At 72.7% G+C, this 15146-nt stretch carries 19 protein-coding genes; 1 reads left to right on the top strand and 18 read right to left on the bottom strand.

Going from position 1 to position 15146, the window contains the following annotated elements:
- Positions 1-52 precede the first annotated feature (52 nt).
- From lgt to hisI, 11 genes are all read right to left on the bottom strand, one after another.
- Entirely contained in the window at positions 53-1060 is a 1008-nt protein-coding gene (gene lgt / locus IE124_RS07190; RefSeq protein WP_189505943.1) for a prolipoprotein diacylglyceryl transferase, read from the bottom strand.
- A 64-nt stretch (positions 1061-1124) separates the two neighbouring features.
- Positions 1125-1964, bottom strand: a complete 840-nt coding sequence (locus IE124_RS07195) for a DsbA family protein (protein WP_189505944.1) — start codon at positions 1962-1964, stop codon at positions 1125-1127.
- Between the two features lie 64 nt (positions 1965-2028).
- Positions 2029-2847 carry a tryptophan synthase subunit alpha gene (trpA, locus tag IE124_RS07200; protein WP_189505945.1) on the bottom strand — a complete coding sequence of 273 codons (819 nt, stop codon included), beginning with the start codon at positions 2845-2847 and terminating at the stop codon, positions 2029-2031.
- On the bottom strand, positions 2844-4133 hold the full coding sequence (gene trpB / locus IE124_RS07205; protein ID WP_189505946.1) for a tryptophan synthase subunit beta: 1290 nt from the start codon (positions 4131-4133) through the stop codon (positions 2844-2846). Before trpB ends, trpA begins: the two co-directional genes overlap by 4 nt.
- Before the next feature lie 647 nt (positions 4134-4780).
- The gene (gene trpM, locus IE124_RS36000; protein WP_189505947.1) at positions 4781-5062 is read right to left on the bottom strand and encodes a tryptophan biosynthesis modulator TrpM; all 282 of its coding nucleotides are present in this window, start codon (positions 5060-5062) and stop codon (positions 4781-4783) included.
- A 7-nt stretch (positions 5063-5069) separates the two neighbouring features.
- Positions 5070-5879, bottom strand: a complete 810-nt coding sequence (gene trpC, locus IE124_RS07215) for an indole-3-glycerol phosphate synthase TrpC (RefSeq protein ID WP_189505949.1) — start codon at positions 5877-5879, stop codon at positions 5070-5072.
- Positions 5880-6034: 155 nt separating this feature from the next.
- The gene (locus IE124_RS07220; RefSeq protein ID WP_189505951.1) at positions 6035-6580 is read right to left on the bottom strand and encodes a DUF2752 domain-containing protein; all 546 of its coding nucleotides are present in this window, start codon (positions 6578-6580) and stop codon (positions 6035-6037) included.
- Positions 6581-6771: 191 nt separating this feature from the next.
- The gene (locus tag IE124_RS07225; RefSeq protein WP_189505954.1) at positions 6772-7026 is read right to left on the bottom strand and encodes an HGxxPAAW family protein; all 255 of its coding nucleotides are present in this window, start codon (positions 7024-7026) and stop codon (positions 6772-6774) included.
- A gap of 206 nt (positions 7027-7232) precedes the next feature.
- Entirely contained in the window at positions 7233-7883 is a 651-nt protein-coding gene (locus IE124_RS07230) for a TIGR02234 family membrane protein (protein WP_189505956.1), read from the bottom strand.
- Between the two features lie 14 nt (positions 7884-7897).
- Positions 7898-9388, bottom strand: a complete 1491-nt coding sequence (locus tag IE124_RS07235; protein ID WP_189505958.1) for an anthranilate synthase component I — start codon at positions 9386-9388, stop codon at positions 7898-7900.
- Positions 9389-9399: 11 nt separating this feature from the next.
- Positions 9400-9750, bottom strand: coding sequence for a phosphoribosyl-AMP cyclohydrolase (gene hisI, locus IE124_RS07240; protein WP_189505960.1), 351 nt, complete (start codon positions 9748-9750; stop codon positions 9400-9402).
- 84 nt (positions 9751-9834) lie between these two features.
- On the opposite strand from hisI, the gene IE124_RS07245 reads away from it, so the two are divergent.
- The gene (locus tag IE124_RS07245; protein ID WP_189505962.1) at positions 9835-10470 is read left to right on the top strand and encodes a TIGR03085 family metal-binding protein; all 636 of its coding nucleotides are present in this window, start codon (positions 9835-9837) and stop codon (positions 10468-10470) included.
- A 50-nt stretch (positions 10471-10520) separates the two neighbouring features.
- Here IE124_RS07245 and IE124_RS07250 read toward each other — a convergent pair whose 3' ends face one another.
- The 7 genes from IE124_RS07250 to IE124_RS07280 all read right to left on the bottom strand — a co-directional run bounded on the left by IE124_RS07250 (position 10521) and on the right by IE124_RS07280 (position 15146).
- Entirely contained in the window at positions 10521-11762 is a 1242-nt protein-coding gene (locus IE124_RS07250; protein WP_189505964.1) for an MFS transporter, read from the bottom strand.
- Positions 11759-12346: an ArsR/SmtB family transcription factor gene (locus IE124_RS07255; protein ID WP_189505966.1), complete on the bottom strand. Its 588-nt coding sequence runs from the start codon at positions 12344-12346 to the stop codon at positions 11759-11761. Before IE124_RS07255 ends, IE124_RS07250 begins: the two co-directional genes overlap by 4 nt.
- A gap of 113 nt (positions 12347-12459) precedes the next feature.
- Positions 12460-13215, bottom strand: a complete 756-nt coding sequence (gene hisF / locus IE124_RS07260; RefSeq protein ID WP_189505968.1) for an imidazole glycerol phosphate synthase subunit HisF — start codon at positions 13213-13215, stop codon at positions 12460-12462.
- On the bottom strand, positions 13212-13613 hold the full coding sequence (locus IE124_RS07265; RefSeq protein ID WP_189505970.1) for a RidA family protein: 402 nt from the start codon (positions 13611-13613) through the stop codon (positions 13212-13214). The genes hisF and IE124_RS07265 overlap by 4 nt, the downstream gene beginning before the upstream one ends.
- A complete protein-coding gene (gene priA / locus IE124_RS07270; protein WP_189505972.1) occupies positions 13610-14338 on the bottom strand; it encodes a bifunctional 1-(5-phosphoribosyl)-5-((5-phosphoribosylamino)methylideneamino)imidazole-4-carboxamide isomerase/phosphoribosylanthranilate isomerase PriA in 729 nt (242 codons plus the stop codon). Before priA ends, IE124_RS07265 begins: the two co-directional genes overlap by 4 nt.
- Positions 14335-14985, bottom strand: coding sequence for an imidazole glycerol phosphate synthase subunit HisH (gene hisH / locus IE124_RS07275; RefSeq protein WP_189505974.1), 651 nt, complete (start codon positions 14983-14985; stop codon positions 14335-14337). Before hisH ends, priA begins: the two co-directional genes overlap by 4 nt.
- Positions 14982-15146 (bottom strand): CG2302 family histidine operon protein, encoded by a 165-nt coding sequence (locus tag IE124_RS07280; protein ID WP_189505976.1) that lies wholly within the window; start codon positions 15144-15146, stop codon positions 14982-14984. The genes hisH and IE124_RS07280 overlap by 4 nt, the downstream gene beginning before the upstream one ends.

Below are 15146 nucleotides of genomic sequence, written 5' to 3' on the forward strand. Positions count from 1 at the left end.
CGAAAGGGCCGCCGGAACCTCTCGGTCCCGGCGGCCCTGTGACGACTGGGGGTCAGCCCTTGGCGGCGGACCCGGCGCCGTTGCCGGCACCGTGGTCGACGTCCCCGTCCACGTCCTCGTCGGAGTCCGGGGCGGCGTCGGAGTCCGGGACCGCGTCGGAGACGGCGTCCTCGGGTCCGTCGGGGTCGAGGTCCAGGCCGATCGCCGCCGCGAGGTCCGCGGCCTCCCCGGACGCCTCGGCCTTCCCGGCCTTGGGCTCCACGATCTCCTCGCGTCCCGGCCGGATCCGCGCCGAGATGACCATGTAGGTCACCGCGAGCAGGAAGACGATGATCGCCGTCCACACGTTCAGCCGGAGGCCGAGCACGTGGTGCGCCTCGTCGACACGCATGTACTCGATCCAGCCGCGGCCCGCGCAGTACGCGGCGACGTAGAGCGCGAAGGCGCGTCCGTGGCCGAGCTTGAAGCGGCGGTCGGCCCAGACGACGAGGGCGGCGACGCCGACGCACCAGAGAGACTCGTAGAGGAAGGTCGGGTGGTAGAGCCCGGCCTCGCGGTTGGCGCTCTCGGTGATCTTCAGGGCCCAGGGCAGGTCGGTCGGCTTGCCGTAGAGCTCCTGGTTGAACCAGTTGCCCCAGCGGCCGATGGCCTGGGCGAGGGCGATACCGGGCGCGATGGCGTCCGCGTACGCAGGGAGCGGGATGCCCCGGCGGCGGCAGCCGATCCAGGCACCCACCGCGCCGAGCGCGATGGCGCCCCAGATACCGAGGCCACCCTCCCAGATCTTGAAGGCGTCGACCCAGTTCTCACCCTCGCTGAAGTACAGCTGGTAGTCGGTGATCACGTGGTAGAGGCGTCCGCCGACGAGGCCGAAGGGCACCGCCCAGACGGCGATGTCGGCCACGGTGCCGGCGGTGCCGCCCCGGGCGATCCACCGCTTGTTGCCGTACCAGACGGCGACGAAGACACCGATGATGATGCAGAAGGCATAGCCGCGCAGCGGGATCGGTCCGAGGTTGATCACGCCGGTCGACGGGCTGGGAATGTAGGCAAGGTCCATGGCAGGACCGACGCTACCCTGCCGGGCGGGCGCGACGGCAGCCCACCCGGCAACGTCTGGGTAACTAACCCGCCGAAGAAGCCGCGGGAGCCGGGGCGGATGCCGTGCCGGGCTTCTTGCCCTTGTTGGCCTCGGCGACCCACTTCTTCAGGTTCTCCGGGGAGATCTGCTCGCTCCCCTTCGTCGGGAAGATCGATTCGCCGTTGAGGAGGACGGACGGCGTGCCGCGGAAGCCGCCGTTCCTGAAGGCCTCGTTGGACTTCTCCACCCAGCTGTCGTGCGTGCCCTCCTCGACACAGCTGCGGAATGCGGGCGTGTCGAGTCCGGGCACCTTCGCCGCCAGCTCGATCAGCTTGGCGTTCTTCCCGAAGGCGTCGTCCGTCTCCGGCGGCTGGTTGATGTAGAGCACGTCGTGGTAGGCGGTGAACTTCCCCGCGTCCTGCGCGCACGCGGCCGCGTTCGCCGCGCGGAGCGAGCCGCTGCCGCCCATGTTCCCGTCGATGAGGGTGGCTAGGTGGTACTCGGCCTTGAGCGCGCCGGACGCCTCCAGCTCGTGGATGGTGTCCCGCATGACGTTCTCGAACTGGGCACACGCCGGGCAGCGGAAGTCCTCCCAGATCGCGAGCGTCGAGGGGGCGTCCGTCTTGCCCGTGGGGACGGCTGGCTTGTCACCCTCGACGGACCCCGACGGTGCCACCACGGGACCCGCCGTGTCCGATCCGCCGTCGTCGCCGCTGTTGGCCGCGATCACTCCGACGACCGCGGCCAGGCCGAGGACGCCGACGACCGCCGCCGACACGATGAGGACGCGCCGCTGCTTCTCGCGGGCCTTGTCGCGCTCGCGCTGCTGCTGGAGGCGCTCCCGCGCGCTCCGGTTACCGTCACCACGGTTCTTCTCGCTCACGCCCACAGCAACGAACCGGGGAGGCACGTACGTGCCTCCCCGGTCCCAGATCCACCCGGATGGGTTACGAAACGCGACGCACACCGGCGGCGAGTTCGCCCGCCAGTTCCCTTACGGCGGCGAGCCCGGCGGCCTCGTCACCGTCGGCGTCGAGGATCCGCTGCACGAAGGCGGAGCCGACGATGACGCCGTCGGCGAAGGCGGCGACCTCCTTGGCCTGCGTGGCGTTGGAGACGCCGAGCCCGACGCACACCGGGAGTCCGGAGGTGGCGCGGGTGCGGCGGACGAGGTCGGCCGCCTGCTCGCCGACCGACTCGCGGGTGCCGGTGACACCCATGAGCGAGGCGGCGTAGACGAAACCGGAGCCGGCCGCCGTGATGGTGGCGAGGCGCTCGTCCTTGCTGCTGGGCGCGACGACGAAGACGGTGGCGAGACCGTGCTTGTCGGCGTGCTCGCGCCAGACGGCGGACTCCTGGACCGGCAGGTCGGGCAGGATGCAGCCCGCGCCGCCGGCCGCGGCGAGCTCCTCGGTGAAGCGCTCGATGCCGTAGCGGTCGATCGGGTTCCAGTACGTCATGACGAGGACCGGCTTGCCGGTGGCCGCGTGGGCCTCCTTGACCGTTCGCATCACGTCGGCGATCTTGACGCCGCCGCGCAGGGCGATGTCGTCGGCGGTCTGGATGACCGGGCCGTCGAGGACCGGGTCGCTGTGCGGCAGACCGACCTCGACCACGTCGGCGCCGCCGTCGAAGACGGCCTTGATCGCCGCGATGCCGCCGTCGACGGTCGGGAAGCCGGCCGGGAGGTACGCGATGAGCGCGGCCCGGTTCTCCGCCTTCGCCTTGGCGAGGGTCTCGCTCAGCAGCTGGATGTTCCCACTCACTTCGCGTCCCTCTCGATCTCCGCGGCGTCGTCGGCCCCGGCGTCCGCGGCGACCTCGGTGTCGGTCTCGTACAGGCCGAAGTAGCGGGCGGCCGTGTCCATGTCCTTGTCGCCGCGCCCGGAGAGGTTGACGAGGAGCAGGGCGTCCTTGCCGAGCTCCTTGCCGACCTCCAGGGCTCCCGCGAGGGCGTGTGCCGACTCGATGGCCGGGATGATGCCCTCGGTGCGGGAGAGCAGGCGGAGCGCCTGCATGGCGGCGTCGTCGGTGACGGCTCGGTACTCGCCGCGCCCGCTGTCCTTGAGGTACGCGTGCTCGGGGCCGATGCCCGGGTAGTCGAGGCCGGCCGAGATCGAGTACGGCTCGGTGATCTGGCCCTCCTCGTCCTGGAGGACGTACGAGCGCGAGCCGTGCAGGATGCCGGGCTCGCCGGCCGTCAGGGTGGCCGCGTGCTCGCCGGTCTCGACGCCGTGGCCGGCCGGCTCGCAGCCGATCAGGCGCACGCCCGCGTCCGGGACGAAGGCGTGGAAGAGGCCGATGGCGTTGGACCCGCCGCCGACGCAGGCGATCGCCGCGTCGGGGAGGCGGCCGGCGCGCTCCAGGAGCTGGCGCCGGGCCTCGACGCCGATGACCCGGTGGAAGTCGCGGACCATGGCGGGGAAGGGGTGCGGGCCGGCGACGGTGCCGAACAGGTAGTGCGTCCTGTCGACGTTGGCGACCCAGTCGCGGAACGCCTCGTTGATGGCGTCCTTGAGGGTGCGGCTGCCGGACTTCACGGCGACGACCTCGGCGCCGAGCATCCGCATCCGGGCCACGTTGAGTGCCTGGCGCTGGGTGTCGATCTCGCCCATGTAGATGGTGCATTCGAGACCGAAGAGGGCGCAGGCGGTGGCGGTGGCAACGCCGTGCTGGCCGGCGCCGGTCTCGGCGATGACCCGCGTCTTGCCCATGCGCTTGGTCAGCAGGGCCTGACCGAGCACGTTGTTGATCTTGTGGGAGCCGGTGTGGTTGAGGTCCTCACGCTTGAGGAAGATCCGGGCACCGCCGGCGTGCTCGGCGAACCGGGGGACCTCGGTGAGGGCGCTCGGGCGGCCGGTGTAGTTGACCATGAGGTCGTTGAGCTCGCGGGCGAACTCGGGGTCGGACTTGGCCTTGTCGTACTCGACGGCGACCTCGTCGACGGCGGCGACGAGCGCCTCCGGGATGAACTTGCCGCCGTAGGCACCGAAGTAGCCCTCGGCGGTCGGAACCTGACCCTCCGGGTCCGGAATGAAGAACTCGCTGGTCATGCGGATGCTCCTCGCGGGGCGGGTGCCCCGGGATACGTGTGGTTGATGGTCACGGTATGCGCGCGAGCCTTCCACCTACGCCAACGCCCCGGCCTGTGCCGCGCCCGTTGCGGGCGCAGCCCGTCCCGGTGCGGTGCTCCCCGCCCGTTGTGGGCAATCGTCCCGCGGGGCTGGGGTTCCCCCCTCTGGGGGAGGGTGGGCACAACGGGACGGCGCCCCGTGCCGGGCCTAGGCTCCCGCGCCTGGACCCGCACCCCGTGCTCGGCTCGCTGGTGGTGCGGGCCGGTACAGGAGGCGGAGGCGCCCGCAGAGGGCGCCGCCCCGTGTGCCCACCCTCCCCCCAGAGGGGGGAACCCCCAGCCCAGCGGGACGAATGCCCACACGGGGTGGACAGCGGCGCGAGCGGGGTGCGGCCCACCGGCGCGAGCGGTGCGGGATCCACATGGAGTGGGCAGCAGCGCGAGCGGGGCGGGCCTGCTCCGGGGAGGCAGCGGCGCGGGCGGGGCCGGGTCCACACGGGGTGGGCGGCGGTGCGAGCGGTGCGGCCATCGGAGGTGGGCACGGCACGGGCGGCGGGCCTGCACGGGAGGCGGAAGCTCGGACCGAGGGCACGGGCCCATGCAGCTAGGGCTCGGCTCAGGTGTCGGCTATGCGTCGTACGTGGAGGTGCGCGCGAGGCGCGGGCGCCATCGCATGCCGTTGACCTGGCCCGGCTCGTCGCCGATCACGTACCGGACCCGGCGGCCGTGGACACGGCGGGCGGGTGCGCGGCAGCCACGCGGTCGGCAGCCCCTGGCCAGCGGGGCGTGCTTGGAGACGGGGGCGGCGGCCGTACGGAGACGGCCACGGCGCCCCGAGGCGTCCGCGGGCACGACCGGCCCGCCCGGGGCGGAGCCCAGGGCGGTCGGCGTGGCGCGGACGAGGGTCATGGTGCGGTCAGCTCCGGCCGTGGCGGAGCGCCGGGTGGGCCCCGGCGGCGACCAGGTCGGCGACGGCGGCCTTCGGGTCGCGGCCGGTGACGAGGGACTCGCCGACCAGGACCGCGTCTGCGCCGGCGTTGGCGTACGCGATCAGGTCGTGCGGGCCGCGGACACCGGACTCGGCGATCTTGACGATGCCCGCCGGGATCTCGGGGGCGACGCGATCGAAGGTGGAGCGGTCGACCTTGAGGGTCTTGAGGTTGCGGGCGTTGACGCCGATGATGCGGGCGCCCGCGTCGACGGCACGCTCGACTTCTTCCTCGTCGTGGACCTCGACCAGCGGGGTCAGCCCGATGGACTCGGCACGCTCGATGAGGGAGACGAGCGCCTCCTGCTCCAGGGCGGCGACGATGAGGAGCGCGAGATCCGCTCCGTACGCCCGGGCCTCCCAGAGCTGGTACGCGGTGACGATGAAGTCCTTGCGCAGGACCGGGATGTCGACCCGGGCGCGCACGGCCTCCAGGTCGGCGAGGGAGCCGCCGAAGCGGCGCTCCTCCGTGAGGACGGAGATGACGGCCGCGCCGCCCGCCTCGTAGTCCGCGGCGAGTCCCGCCGGATCGGCGATCGCGGCGAGCGCACCCTTGGACGGGCTGGAGCGCTTGACCTCGCAGATCACCTTGACGCCGTCGCCACGCAGCGCGGCGACGCCGTCCTTGGCCTGCGGCGCCTTGGCGGCGCGCTCCTTGAGCTCGTCGAGGGTGACCCGCGCCTGCCGCTCTGCGAGGTCGGCGCGTACGCCTTCGATGATCTCGTCGAGCACACTCACGCGAGGGGCCCCCTTCCGGGACGGTGATGGTGATGATGAACCAGGTTCAGCCACATCGATCCTATCCGCAGGACGGCCCCGGACTCGCATCGGCCGGAGTCGCGTCCCACCTGCTGGGACTCCCGTCGGGGTTCGACCGGGAGCGCGCGGGCCCCTCAGGGGGCCAGTGCTGAGCCGAGGGGGAGGTTCCGGACCAGGGTGAAGAGGGCGAGTACGGCCCCGATCCCCCACCACCAGACCGGGGAGATCGCGAGGCGCATCGGCACACCGCGGAAGGCACGAACCAGCCACATGGCGATGACGACGGCGAAGACCCCGTAACCGACGACGGCGAGGGCGTTCGCGCCCAGGGCGGCCGGCAGGTCGCCGTGGACGAAGGCGTGGGCGCTGCGGAGTCCGCCGCATCCGGGGCAGAGGACGCCGGCGAAGCGGAGCATGGGGCACACGGGGTAGTGCCCGGGTTCGTTGGGGTCGACGGCCCCGACGTAGGCGAAGGCGGCGGCGACCCCGGCGAGGGTCGCGACCGGCGGGAGGAGCCGGCGGCCGAGCGGCCTCGGCCGCGGCCTCTGTGGAGCGAGGTGCCCGGAGGGCGCTGGGCCTCCCGGGAACCCCGCGGGACCCGGGGGCGCGGCCGTGGTGGAGCCGGGGGGCGCGAACGCCGCGGGACCCGGGGGCGCGAACGCCGCGGGACCCGGGGGCACGGCTGCCAGGGGGTCTGCAGGCGCGGCCGGGCCGTGAGCGGCCGTCCGGGCGGATTCACCCGGTCGGGCGAGAGTTGCGTCGGTCTCGGCTTCGGCCGTCGGCTGCGGGTCCACCCGGTGATTCTCGCCCCTGACGCGCGAGAGCGCAGCCCGGCACGGCCGGACTGCGCTCTCGGGTGCTGCGTGTCGCGTCAGGAACGGGCCTGCGCGGTCGCGGTGGCGACCTCGCGGGCGGCGGCGACGGCCGCCGACTCCTTCGGCATGCCGAGGCCCGCGATCTTCATCGCGCCGCCGACGATGCCGCCGAGGACGATGACACCCACGCCGGCCCAGAATCCGGGCTGGTTGGCGGCCACCATGAAGACGCCGGCGATGCAGAAGCCGATGAAGGAGATGATGACACCGGTCCAGGCGGCCGGGGTGTGTCCGTGGGCGCTGCCCGCCATGAGTTGCTCCTCGTTGCAGTTGCTCGATGGTGAGGTCTCGCGTGCGCGGACACTCGGTGCCCATTGTCCCGCACGCGGGCACGCGAGGATGAATCGGGGGTGCCCGGACGATCACGCGTCGCGGCGCGCCACTCCCACCGAACTCTCCGGACGGGCTCTCCGGACGGACTCCGCGGCCGGTCGCGCCGACTCGGCCCTCAGGCCGGTCATTCGCCCCGGGTGGGGTCCTCGCCGCGGTCCAGGGCCTTCCAGAGGTCCTCGGGCCGGTCGGGGTCGACGGTGGGGGCCTTGCGCGCGGTGCGCGGGGTCCCCGACCGCTCGTACCGGCCGCCCATCGCGGGCCAGGTCGTGCCGAAGCGCAGCGCGAGGAGGCCGGCGAGCAGGATGAGGACGGCCCCGGCGGCCGTGACGTACGGCCAGGCGGTGTGGGTCAGACCGGCCACGGCGGCGGCCGTGTCGCCGCTGATCCGGGCGGCCTCGGCGTCGAGCGCGGCGCTGTCGGAGGCGCCGAGGACGGCGGCGAGCGCGGCGCCCGCGCCGCTCAGCGCGAGGAGCGCGGCGACGAGGGTGCGGCCGGTGCGGCGGACGGCGAAGACGGCGAAGAGCGCGGCGAGTCCGACGATCGCGAGGGCGGTCGGCACCCCGGTGACGGCGCCGCCGTCGGCCTCGACGGGGACGGTGCCGCCGCCGACGGACGCGGTGCCCTCCGCCCAGATCTGGCCGGCCGAGAGCAGGACGACGGTGGCGCCGAGGGCGCCGAGGAGGAGGGCCGCGGCCAGGCTGCGGCGGCCGCCGGAGGGGACGGCCACTCGGGCGGCCCGGGGCTGGGGTACGGGTACGGCACTCACGTACCCCACTATCCCCTACGGACTCAGGAGCCGTTCATCCGGTTGGCGGTGTGTACGGCGCGGAGCACGGCGGCGGCCTTGTTGCGGCACTCGTTGTCCTCGGCAACCGGATCGGAATCCGCGACGACACCCGCTCCGGCCTGCACGTACGCCGTTCCGTCCCGGAGGAGCGCGGTGCGGATGGCGATGGCCGTGTCCGCGTCGCCGGCGAAATCGAGATAACCGACACATCCGCCGTAGAGGCCGCGCCGGGAGGGTTCGAGCTCCTCGATGATCTGCATCGCGCGGGGCTTGGGCGCGCCGGAGAGCGTGCCGGCCGGGAAGCAGGCGGTGAGGACGTCGAAGGCGGTCCGTCCGTCGGCGACCCTGCCGGTCACGGTGGAGACGATGTGCATGACGTGCGAGTAGCGCTCGACGGACATGAAGTCGACGACCTCCACCGAGCCGGGCGCGCAGACCCGGCCGAGGTCGTTGCGGCCGAGGTCGACGAGCATGAGGTGCTCGGCCCGCTCCTTGGGGTCGGCGAGCAGCTCCTCGGCGAGGTCGTGGTCCTCCTGCGGGGTGGCGCCGCGGTGCCGGGTGCCGGCGATGGGGTGGAGGAGGGCGTGGCCGTCCTCGACCTTGACGAGGGCCTCGGGGCTGGATCCGACGACGTCGAAGCCGTTCTCGAAGCGGAAGAGGTACATGTACGGGGAGGGGTTGGTGGCCCGCAGGACCCGGTAGACGTCGAGCGCGGAGGCCTCGCAGGGGGTCTCGAAGCGCTGCGAGGGGACGACCTGGAAGGCTTCGCCGGCCCGGATCCGCTCCTTGATGTCCTCGACGGCGTCCTGGTAGGCCGGGCCGCCCCAGAGCGCGGAGAACTCGGGAAGTTCGGAGGCGGGGAGCGCGGTGGGGGCGGCGGCGACCGGGCGGGCGAGGTCGGCCTCCATGGCGTCGAGGCGGGCCACGGCGTGGGCGTACGCCTCCTCGACGCCGGTCTCCAGGTCGTTGTGGTTGATCGCGTTGGCGATCAGCAGGACCGAGCCGTCCCAGTGGTCGAGGACCGCGAGGTCGCTGGTGAGGAGCATGGTCAGCTCGGGGAGCTGCAGGTCGTCGCGGGTGGAGTCGCCGATCTTCTCCAGGCGACGGACGATGTCGTAGCCGAGGTAGCCGACCATGCCGCCGGTGAAGGGGGGCATGCCGGGCTCGGGGCTCCGGGGCGTGTGGAGGGTCTCGACGGTGGCGCGCAGGGCCTGGAGCGGGTCGCCGTCGGTGGGGACGCCGACGGGCGGGGTGCCCAGCCAGTGGGCTTCGCCGTCCTTCACGGTCAGGGTGGCGTCGCTGCGGACTCCGACGAAGGAGTAGCGGGACCAGCTTCGGCCGTTCTCCGCGGATTCGAGGAGGAAGGTGCCGGGGCGTTCGGCCGCGAGCTTGCGGTAGAGCCCGACCGGCGTGTCGCCGTCCGCGAGGAGCCTGCGGCTGACGGGGATGACGCGGCGGTCGGCCGCCAGCTTGCGGAAGGTCTCGAGATCCATGGCGCCAGACCTTACTGGGAGAGCGGGAGCACGTCGGCGTCGAAGCAGGTGCGGTCGCCGGTGTGGCAGGCGGCTCCGACCTGGTCGACCTTGACGAGGACGGTGTCGGCGTCGCAGTCGAGGGCGACGGCCTTGACGTGCTGGACGTGCCCGGAGGTGTCGCCCTTGACCCAGTACTCGTTGCGGCTGCGGGACCAGTAGGTGGCGCGGCCGGTGGTGAGGGTGCGGTGGAGGGCCTCGTCGTCCATCCAGCCGAGCATCAGCACCTCGCCGGTGTCGTACTGCTGGGCGATGGCGGGCACGAGCCCGTCGGGGCTGCGCTTGAGGCGGGAGGCGACGGCCGGGTCGAGATTGCTGCTCATGGGGCCATTGTGCCGCGCGCGGAGGCGGTGTCCGGCGCGGTGTCCACTGGGCGGACCGGAGGCCCCGGTCGTACGCTGGCGGGCATGTCGACACATGCGAAACGTGAACGGCTTCTGCTCGCCGATCTGTTGGAGGCGGCGGGTCCTGACGCCCCGACGCTCTGCGAGGGCTGGCGGACCCGGGACCTCGCGGCCCACGTGGTGGTGCGCGAGCGGCGGCCGGACGCGGCGGCGGGTGCGGTCGTACCGGTGCTGAAGGAGCGGATGGACCGGGTGACGGCGGAGTTCGCCGAGAAGCCGTACGAGGAGCTGATCCGGCTGATCCGTACGGGGCCGCCGCGGTTCTCGCCGTTCACGATCAAGCAGGTGGACGAGGGTGCGAACGTCGTCGAGTTCTACGTCCACACGGAGGACGTGCGGCGTGCCCAGCCCGAGTGGTCGGCGCGCGAGCTCGACCCGGTCTTCGCGGACGTCCTCTGGTCCCGCCTGGAGCGGGCGGCCCGGCTGATGGGCCGGAAGGCCCCGGTGGGCCTGGTGCTGCGCCGCCCGAACGGCCAGACGGCGGTGGCCCACCGCGGCACCCCGGTGGTGACGGCCTCCGGGGAGCCGGGCGAACTGCTGATGTACCTGTACGGGCGCCAGGACTCCGCCAAGGTGGCTCTGGAGGGCGAGCCGGACGCGATCGAGCGGCTGCGGGAGACGAAGCAGCTGGGGATCTAGTCTCCCGGCTGCGGGAGAGACGAAGCAGCTGGGGATCTCGGTCTGGGCGGTCAGCTTCGGGGCAGTTCGGCGCGGCGCAGGGCCTTCACGGACAGGCCGTAGATCCCGCCGAGGGCGCAGACGGCGGCGCAGGCGGTGAAGACGGGCGCGGGGCCCCAGGCTCCGACGGCCGCGCCGACGAGCGGGAAGCTCAGCGGGGCGATACCGAGGCTGAAGAAGGTGGTGACCGAGGTGACCCGGCCCAGGTAGGCGGGGTCGCACTCGGTCTGGGTGAGTGCTCCGCACAGGGCGCCGCTGAGTCCGGCGAGCAGGCCGACCGTGACCGCCACGGCCACGGTGACGGGCAGCTTCGGCACGTACGCGAGGGCGCCGATCGAGACCGCGCCGAGGGCGATGGTCCAGGAGAGCACGCGCCCGGCGCGCGGGATGCGGCCCCGTACGGTCAGGAGCAGGGAGGCGGCCCCCGCTCCCGTACCGAATCCGGCCAGGATCCAGCCGATGCCGGCGGCGCCCCAGCCGCGTGCGTCGGAGAGGAGCGCGAGGCCGACGTTGAGGGGGCCGACGAAGCCGAGGTCGCTGAGGGCGATGACGACGACCAGCGGGCCGAGGACGCGGTGTCCGCGGAGGTAGCGCAGGCCGTCGGTCAGGTCCCGCAGGGCGGTGGTCTTCTCCCGGGGCTCGCCGTCGGAGGGCAGCGGCGAGAGGCGGAGCGCCAGGAGCAGGGGCAGCGAGAAGGCGAAGAGCAGACCGGCCGCGCCGAACGCAGCGGCCGGCCCGCCGGAGGCGACCGCGAGCCCGCCGAGCGGGGCGCCGACGAGGACCGATATCCGGTACGAGAGCCCCCGCATGCCCTGGACCCTGCCGAGCTGGGCGGAGGGGGCGATCCGCGGCGGCAGGGCGCCGACGGCGGGCATGAACAGGGCGTCCACGGCTCCGAAGACGAGCGCGATGGCGGCGAGGGCCCAGAGCCCAGGGGTGGAGAGCGCGAGCAGGGCGGCGACGCCGAGGACGACGACACAGCGGACGGCGTCGGAGGAGATGACGACCCGGCGGGGTCCGAACCGGTCGGCGACGACTCCCCCGAAGAGCATCAGCAGGGCGCGCATCACGGCGCTGAGGGCGAGCACGATTCCGGCCTGCGCGGGGGTTCCGCTCTGGACGGCGGCCCAGGAGAGGGCCAGGTGGTAGACCATGTCGCCGGTGGTGGAGGCGGTGTAGGCGCCGAGCCAGCGCAGCACGTTGGGGTCGCGGTAGGCGGGCCGCTCGACGGGCGCGAGCTGGGTGGCCGTCATGAGCGGTAGGGGAACGCGTGGAGGTGGACGGCGATGTTCTCGCGGCCCTCGGTCTCGCCGGCCGCTTCCGCGGCGCGGGCAGCCTGGTCGTACTTCTTCAGGACGGCTTCGAGTTCCGCTCCGAGGGCGGTGAGTTCGGCGGCGGTGAGGCGGGGCAGCCACTCGGAGCTGACGGCGGCGGTGCGCCATTCGCCGGACCAGGTGAGCCGCTCGTCGAGGAAGCGGCGGTGGAGCTCGACGCGCTGCTCGTTGATGGTGCGGCCGAAGGCGACGCTCGCGGCGACGAGCTCGGGCGTGCTCCGGACGTCCTCCTCCTGGACGCTGATGCCGTACGAGGCAGGCTGCCACCACCGCTCCCTGCCGTCCGTCGACCGGCTCTGGGCCTCCTCGATGAGGCCGTGGTCGGCGAGCTTGCGCAGGTGGTAGCTGACGAGCGAGACGGCCTCGTCGAGCTGGTCGGCGAGCTGGGAGGCCGTGGCCGTGCGGGCCACGAAGAGGGCCCGGTAGAGGCGCATCCGCAGCGGGTGCGAGATGGCCTTGAGGGTGCCGAGGTCGGTGATCCGACGGTTCTCCTGCGAGGTCATGACACCCGACCCTAGATACGAAGGAAAACTTGCGCAATGAATATTGCGCAAATAATCCTGCACATCTGGAGAAGCGGAAGGGGCTCCCGAGGGAGCCCCTTCCGGCAAACGGCTCAGCGGACCGGGTGGCCCGCCTCCCGCAGCGCGTCCTTGACCTGCGAGATCCGCAGGTCGCCGAAGTGGAAGACGGAAGCCGCGAGCACCGCGTCCGCGCCCGCCGCGACGGCCGGCGGGAAGTCGGCCAGCTTGCCGGCGCCGCCGGAGGCGATCACCGGGACCGTGACGTGCTTGCGCACGGCCGCGATCATCTCGGTGTCGTAGCCGTCCTTCGTGCCGTCGGCGTCCATCGAGTTGAGGAGGATCTCCCCCGCGCCGAGCTCGGCGGCCCGGTGCGCCCACTCGACGGCGTCGATGCCGGTGCCCTTGCGGCCGCCGTGCGTCGTCACCTCGAAGGAGCCGGAGGCGGTACGCCGGGCGTCGACCGAGAGGACGAGCACCTGGCGGCCGAAGCGCTCCGCGATCTCCTGGATCAGCTCGGGGCGCTCGATGGCGGCGGTGTTGACGCCCACCTTGTCGGCCCCGGCCCGCAGCAGCTTGTCGACGTCCTCCGCCGTGCGGACCCCGCCGCCCACGGTGAGCGGGATGAAGACCTGCTCGGCGGTGCGGCGCACCACGTCGTAGGTGGTCTCCCGGTTGCCGGAGGAGGCGGTGATGTCGAGGAAGGTCAGCTCGTCGGCGCCCTCGGCGTCGTACAGCTTGGCCATCTCGACGGGGTCGCCCGCGTCGCGGAGGTTCTGGAAGTTGACGCCCTTGACGACCCGGCCGTTGTCCACGTCCAGGCAGGGGATCACGCGTACGGCGAGGCTCATGCGGACTCCTCCGTCCGGTAGGCCTCGACCTCCACCTCGACGACCAGGCGCGGGTCGACGAAGCCGGAGACGATGATCATCGAGGCGGCGGGGCGGACGGCGTCGAACAGCTCCTTGTGGGCGCGGCCGACCTCGTCCACGTCGCGGGCGTGGGTGATGTACATCCGCGTCCGCACGACGTCCTGCACGCCCAGGCCGAGCTGCTTGAGCGCGGCGAAGGCCACCTCGAAGGAGTTGACCGTCTGGTCGTACGGACCGCCGTCGGCGATCTGGCCGTCGACGACCGAGGTGCAGCCGGCGACCAGGACCGTGCCGTTGGGCAGCTCCACCGCGCGGGAGTAGCCGAACTGCTCCTCCCAGGGAGCGCCGGTGACGACCTTGCGTACGGAGTCGGTCATACGGCGGCCACCGTCGCGAGCGCCTCTTCGAGGGTGAAGGCCTTGGCGTAGAGCGCCTTGCCGACGATCGCGCCCTCGACGCCGAGCGGGACGAGCTCCGAGATGGCCCGCAGGTCGTCCAGGGACGAGACGCCGCCGGAGGCGACGACGGGCTTGTCGGTGGCCGCGCAGACGTTCTTCAGGAGCTCCAGGTTGGGGCCCTGGAGCGTGCCGTCCTTGGCGATGTCGGTGACGACGTAGCGGGCGCAGCCCTCGGCGTCGAGGCGGGCGAGCGTCTCGTACAGGTCGCCGCCGTCGCGGGTCCAGCCGCGGCCGCGCAGGGTCGTGCCGCGCACGTCGAGGCCGACGGCGATCTTGTCGCCGAACTCGGCGATGACCTTGGCGACCCACTCGGGGGTCTCCAGCGCGGCGGTGCCGAGGTTGACGCGGGTGCAGCCGGTGGCGAGGGCCGCCGCGAGGGAGGCGTCGTCGCGGATGCCGCCGGAGAGCTCGACCTTGATGTCCATGGCCCCGGCGACCTCGGCGATCAGCTGCCGGTTGTCACCGGTGCCGAAGGCGGCGTCGAGGTCGACGAGGTGCAGCCACTCGGCGCCGGAGCGCTGCCAGGCGAGGGCCGCTTCGAGCGGGGAGCCGTAGGAGGTCTCGCTGCCGGACTCGCCGTGCACGAGGCGGACGGCCTGGCCGTCACGGACGTCGACGGCGGGGAGGAGTTCGAGAGTGCTCACAGGGTTCCGATCCAGTTGGTGAGGAGCTGGGCTCCGGCGTCGCCGGACTTCTCGGGGTGGAACTGGGTCGCCCACAGGGCGCCGTTCTCGACGGCCGCGACGAACGGCTCGCCGTGGGTGGCCCAGGTGACCTTGGGGGCGCGCATGTTCTTGTTGCCGACCTCCAGGGTCCACTCGCGCACCGCGTAGGAGTGCACGAAGTAGTACCGGGCGTCGGCGTCGAGGCCGGCGAAGAGCTCGCTGCCCTCGGGCGCGTCCACCGTGTTCCAGCCCATGTGGGGCACGACGGGGGCGTTCAACGGCTCGACCGTACCGGGCCACTCGTCCAGGCCCTCGGTCTCCACGCCGTGCTCGATGCCCTGGGCGAAGAGGATCTGCATGCCGACGCAGATGCCCATGACGGGACGCCCGCCGGAGAGCCGGCGACCGATGATCCACTCGCCACGGGCGTCCTTGAGTCCGCTCATGCAGGCGGAGAAGGCGCCGACGCCGGGGACGAGGAGTCCGTCGGCGTTCATGGCCTTGTCGTAGTCGCGGGTGATCTCGACGTCGGCGCCGACCCGGGCGAGCGCGCGCTCGGCGGAGCGGACGTTTCCGAAGCCGTAGTCGAAGACGACGACCTTCTTGGGGCTGCCGGTCACGGTCATGACCACACGTCCAGCCGCAGGACGCCGGCGCCGAGGGACATGGCGGCGCCGATGGCGACGAGCACGATGACGCCCTTGGGCATCTGCTGCTTGACGAAGGAGTAGATGCCGCCGAGCAGGAAGAGCCCGACGACGATGAGGATGGTGGAGAGGCCGTTCAC

The organism is Streptomyces narbonensis (genome assembly GCF_014649015.1).
GTDB classification, from domain to species: domain Bacteria; phylum Actinomycetota; class Actinomycetes; order Streptomycetales; family Streptomycetaceae; genus Streptomyces; species Streptomyces narbonensis.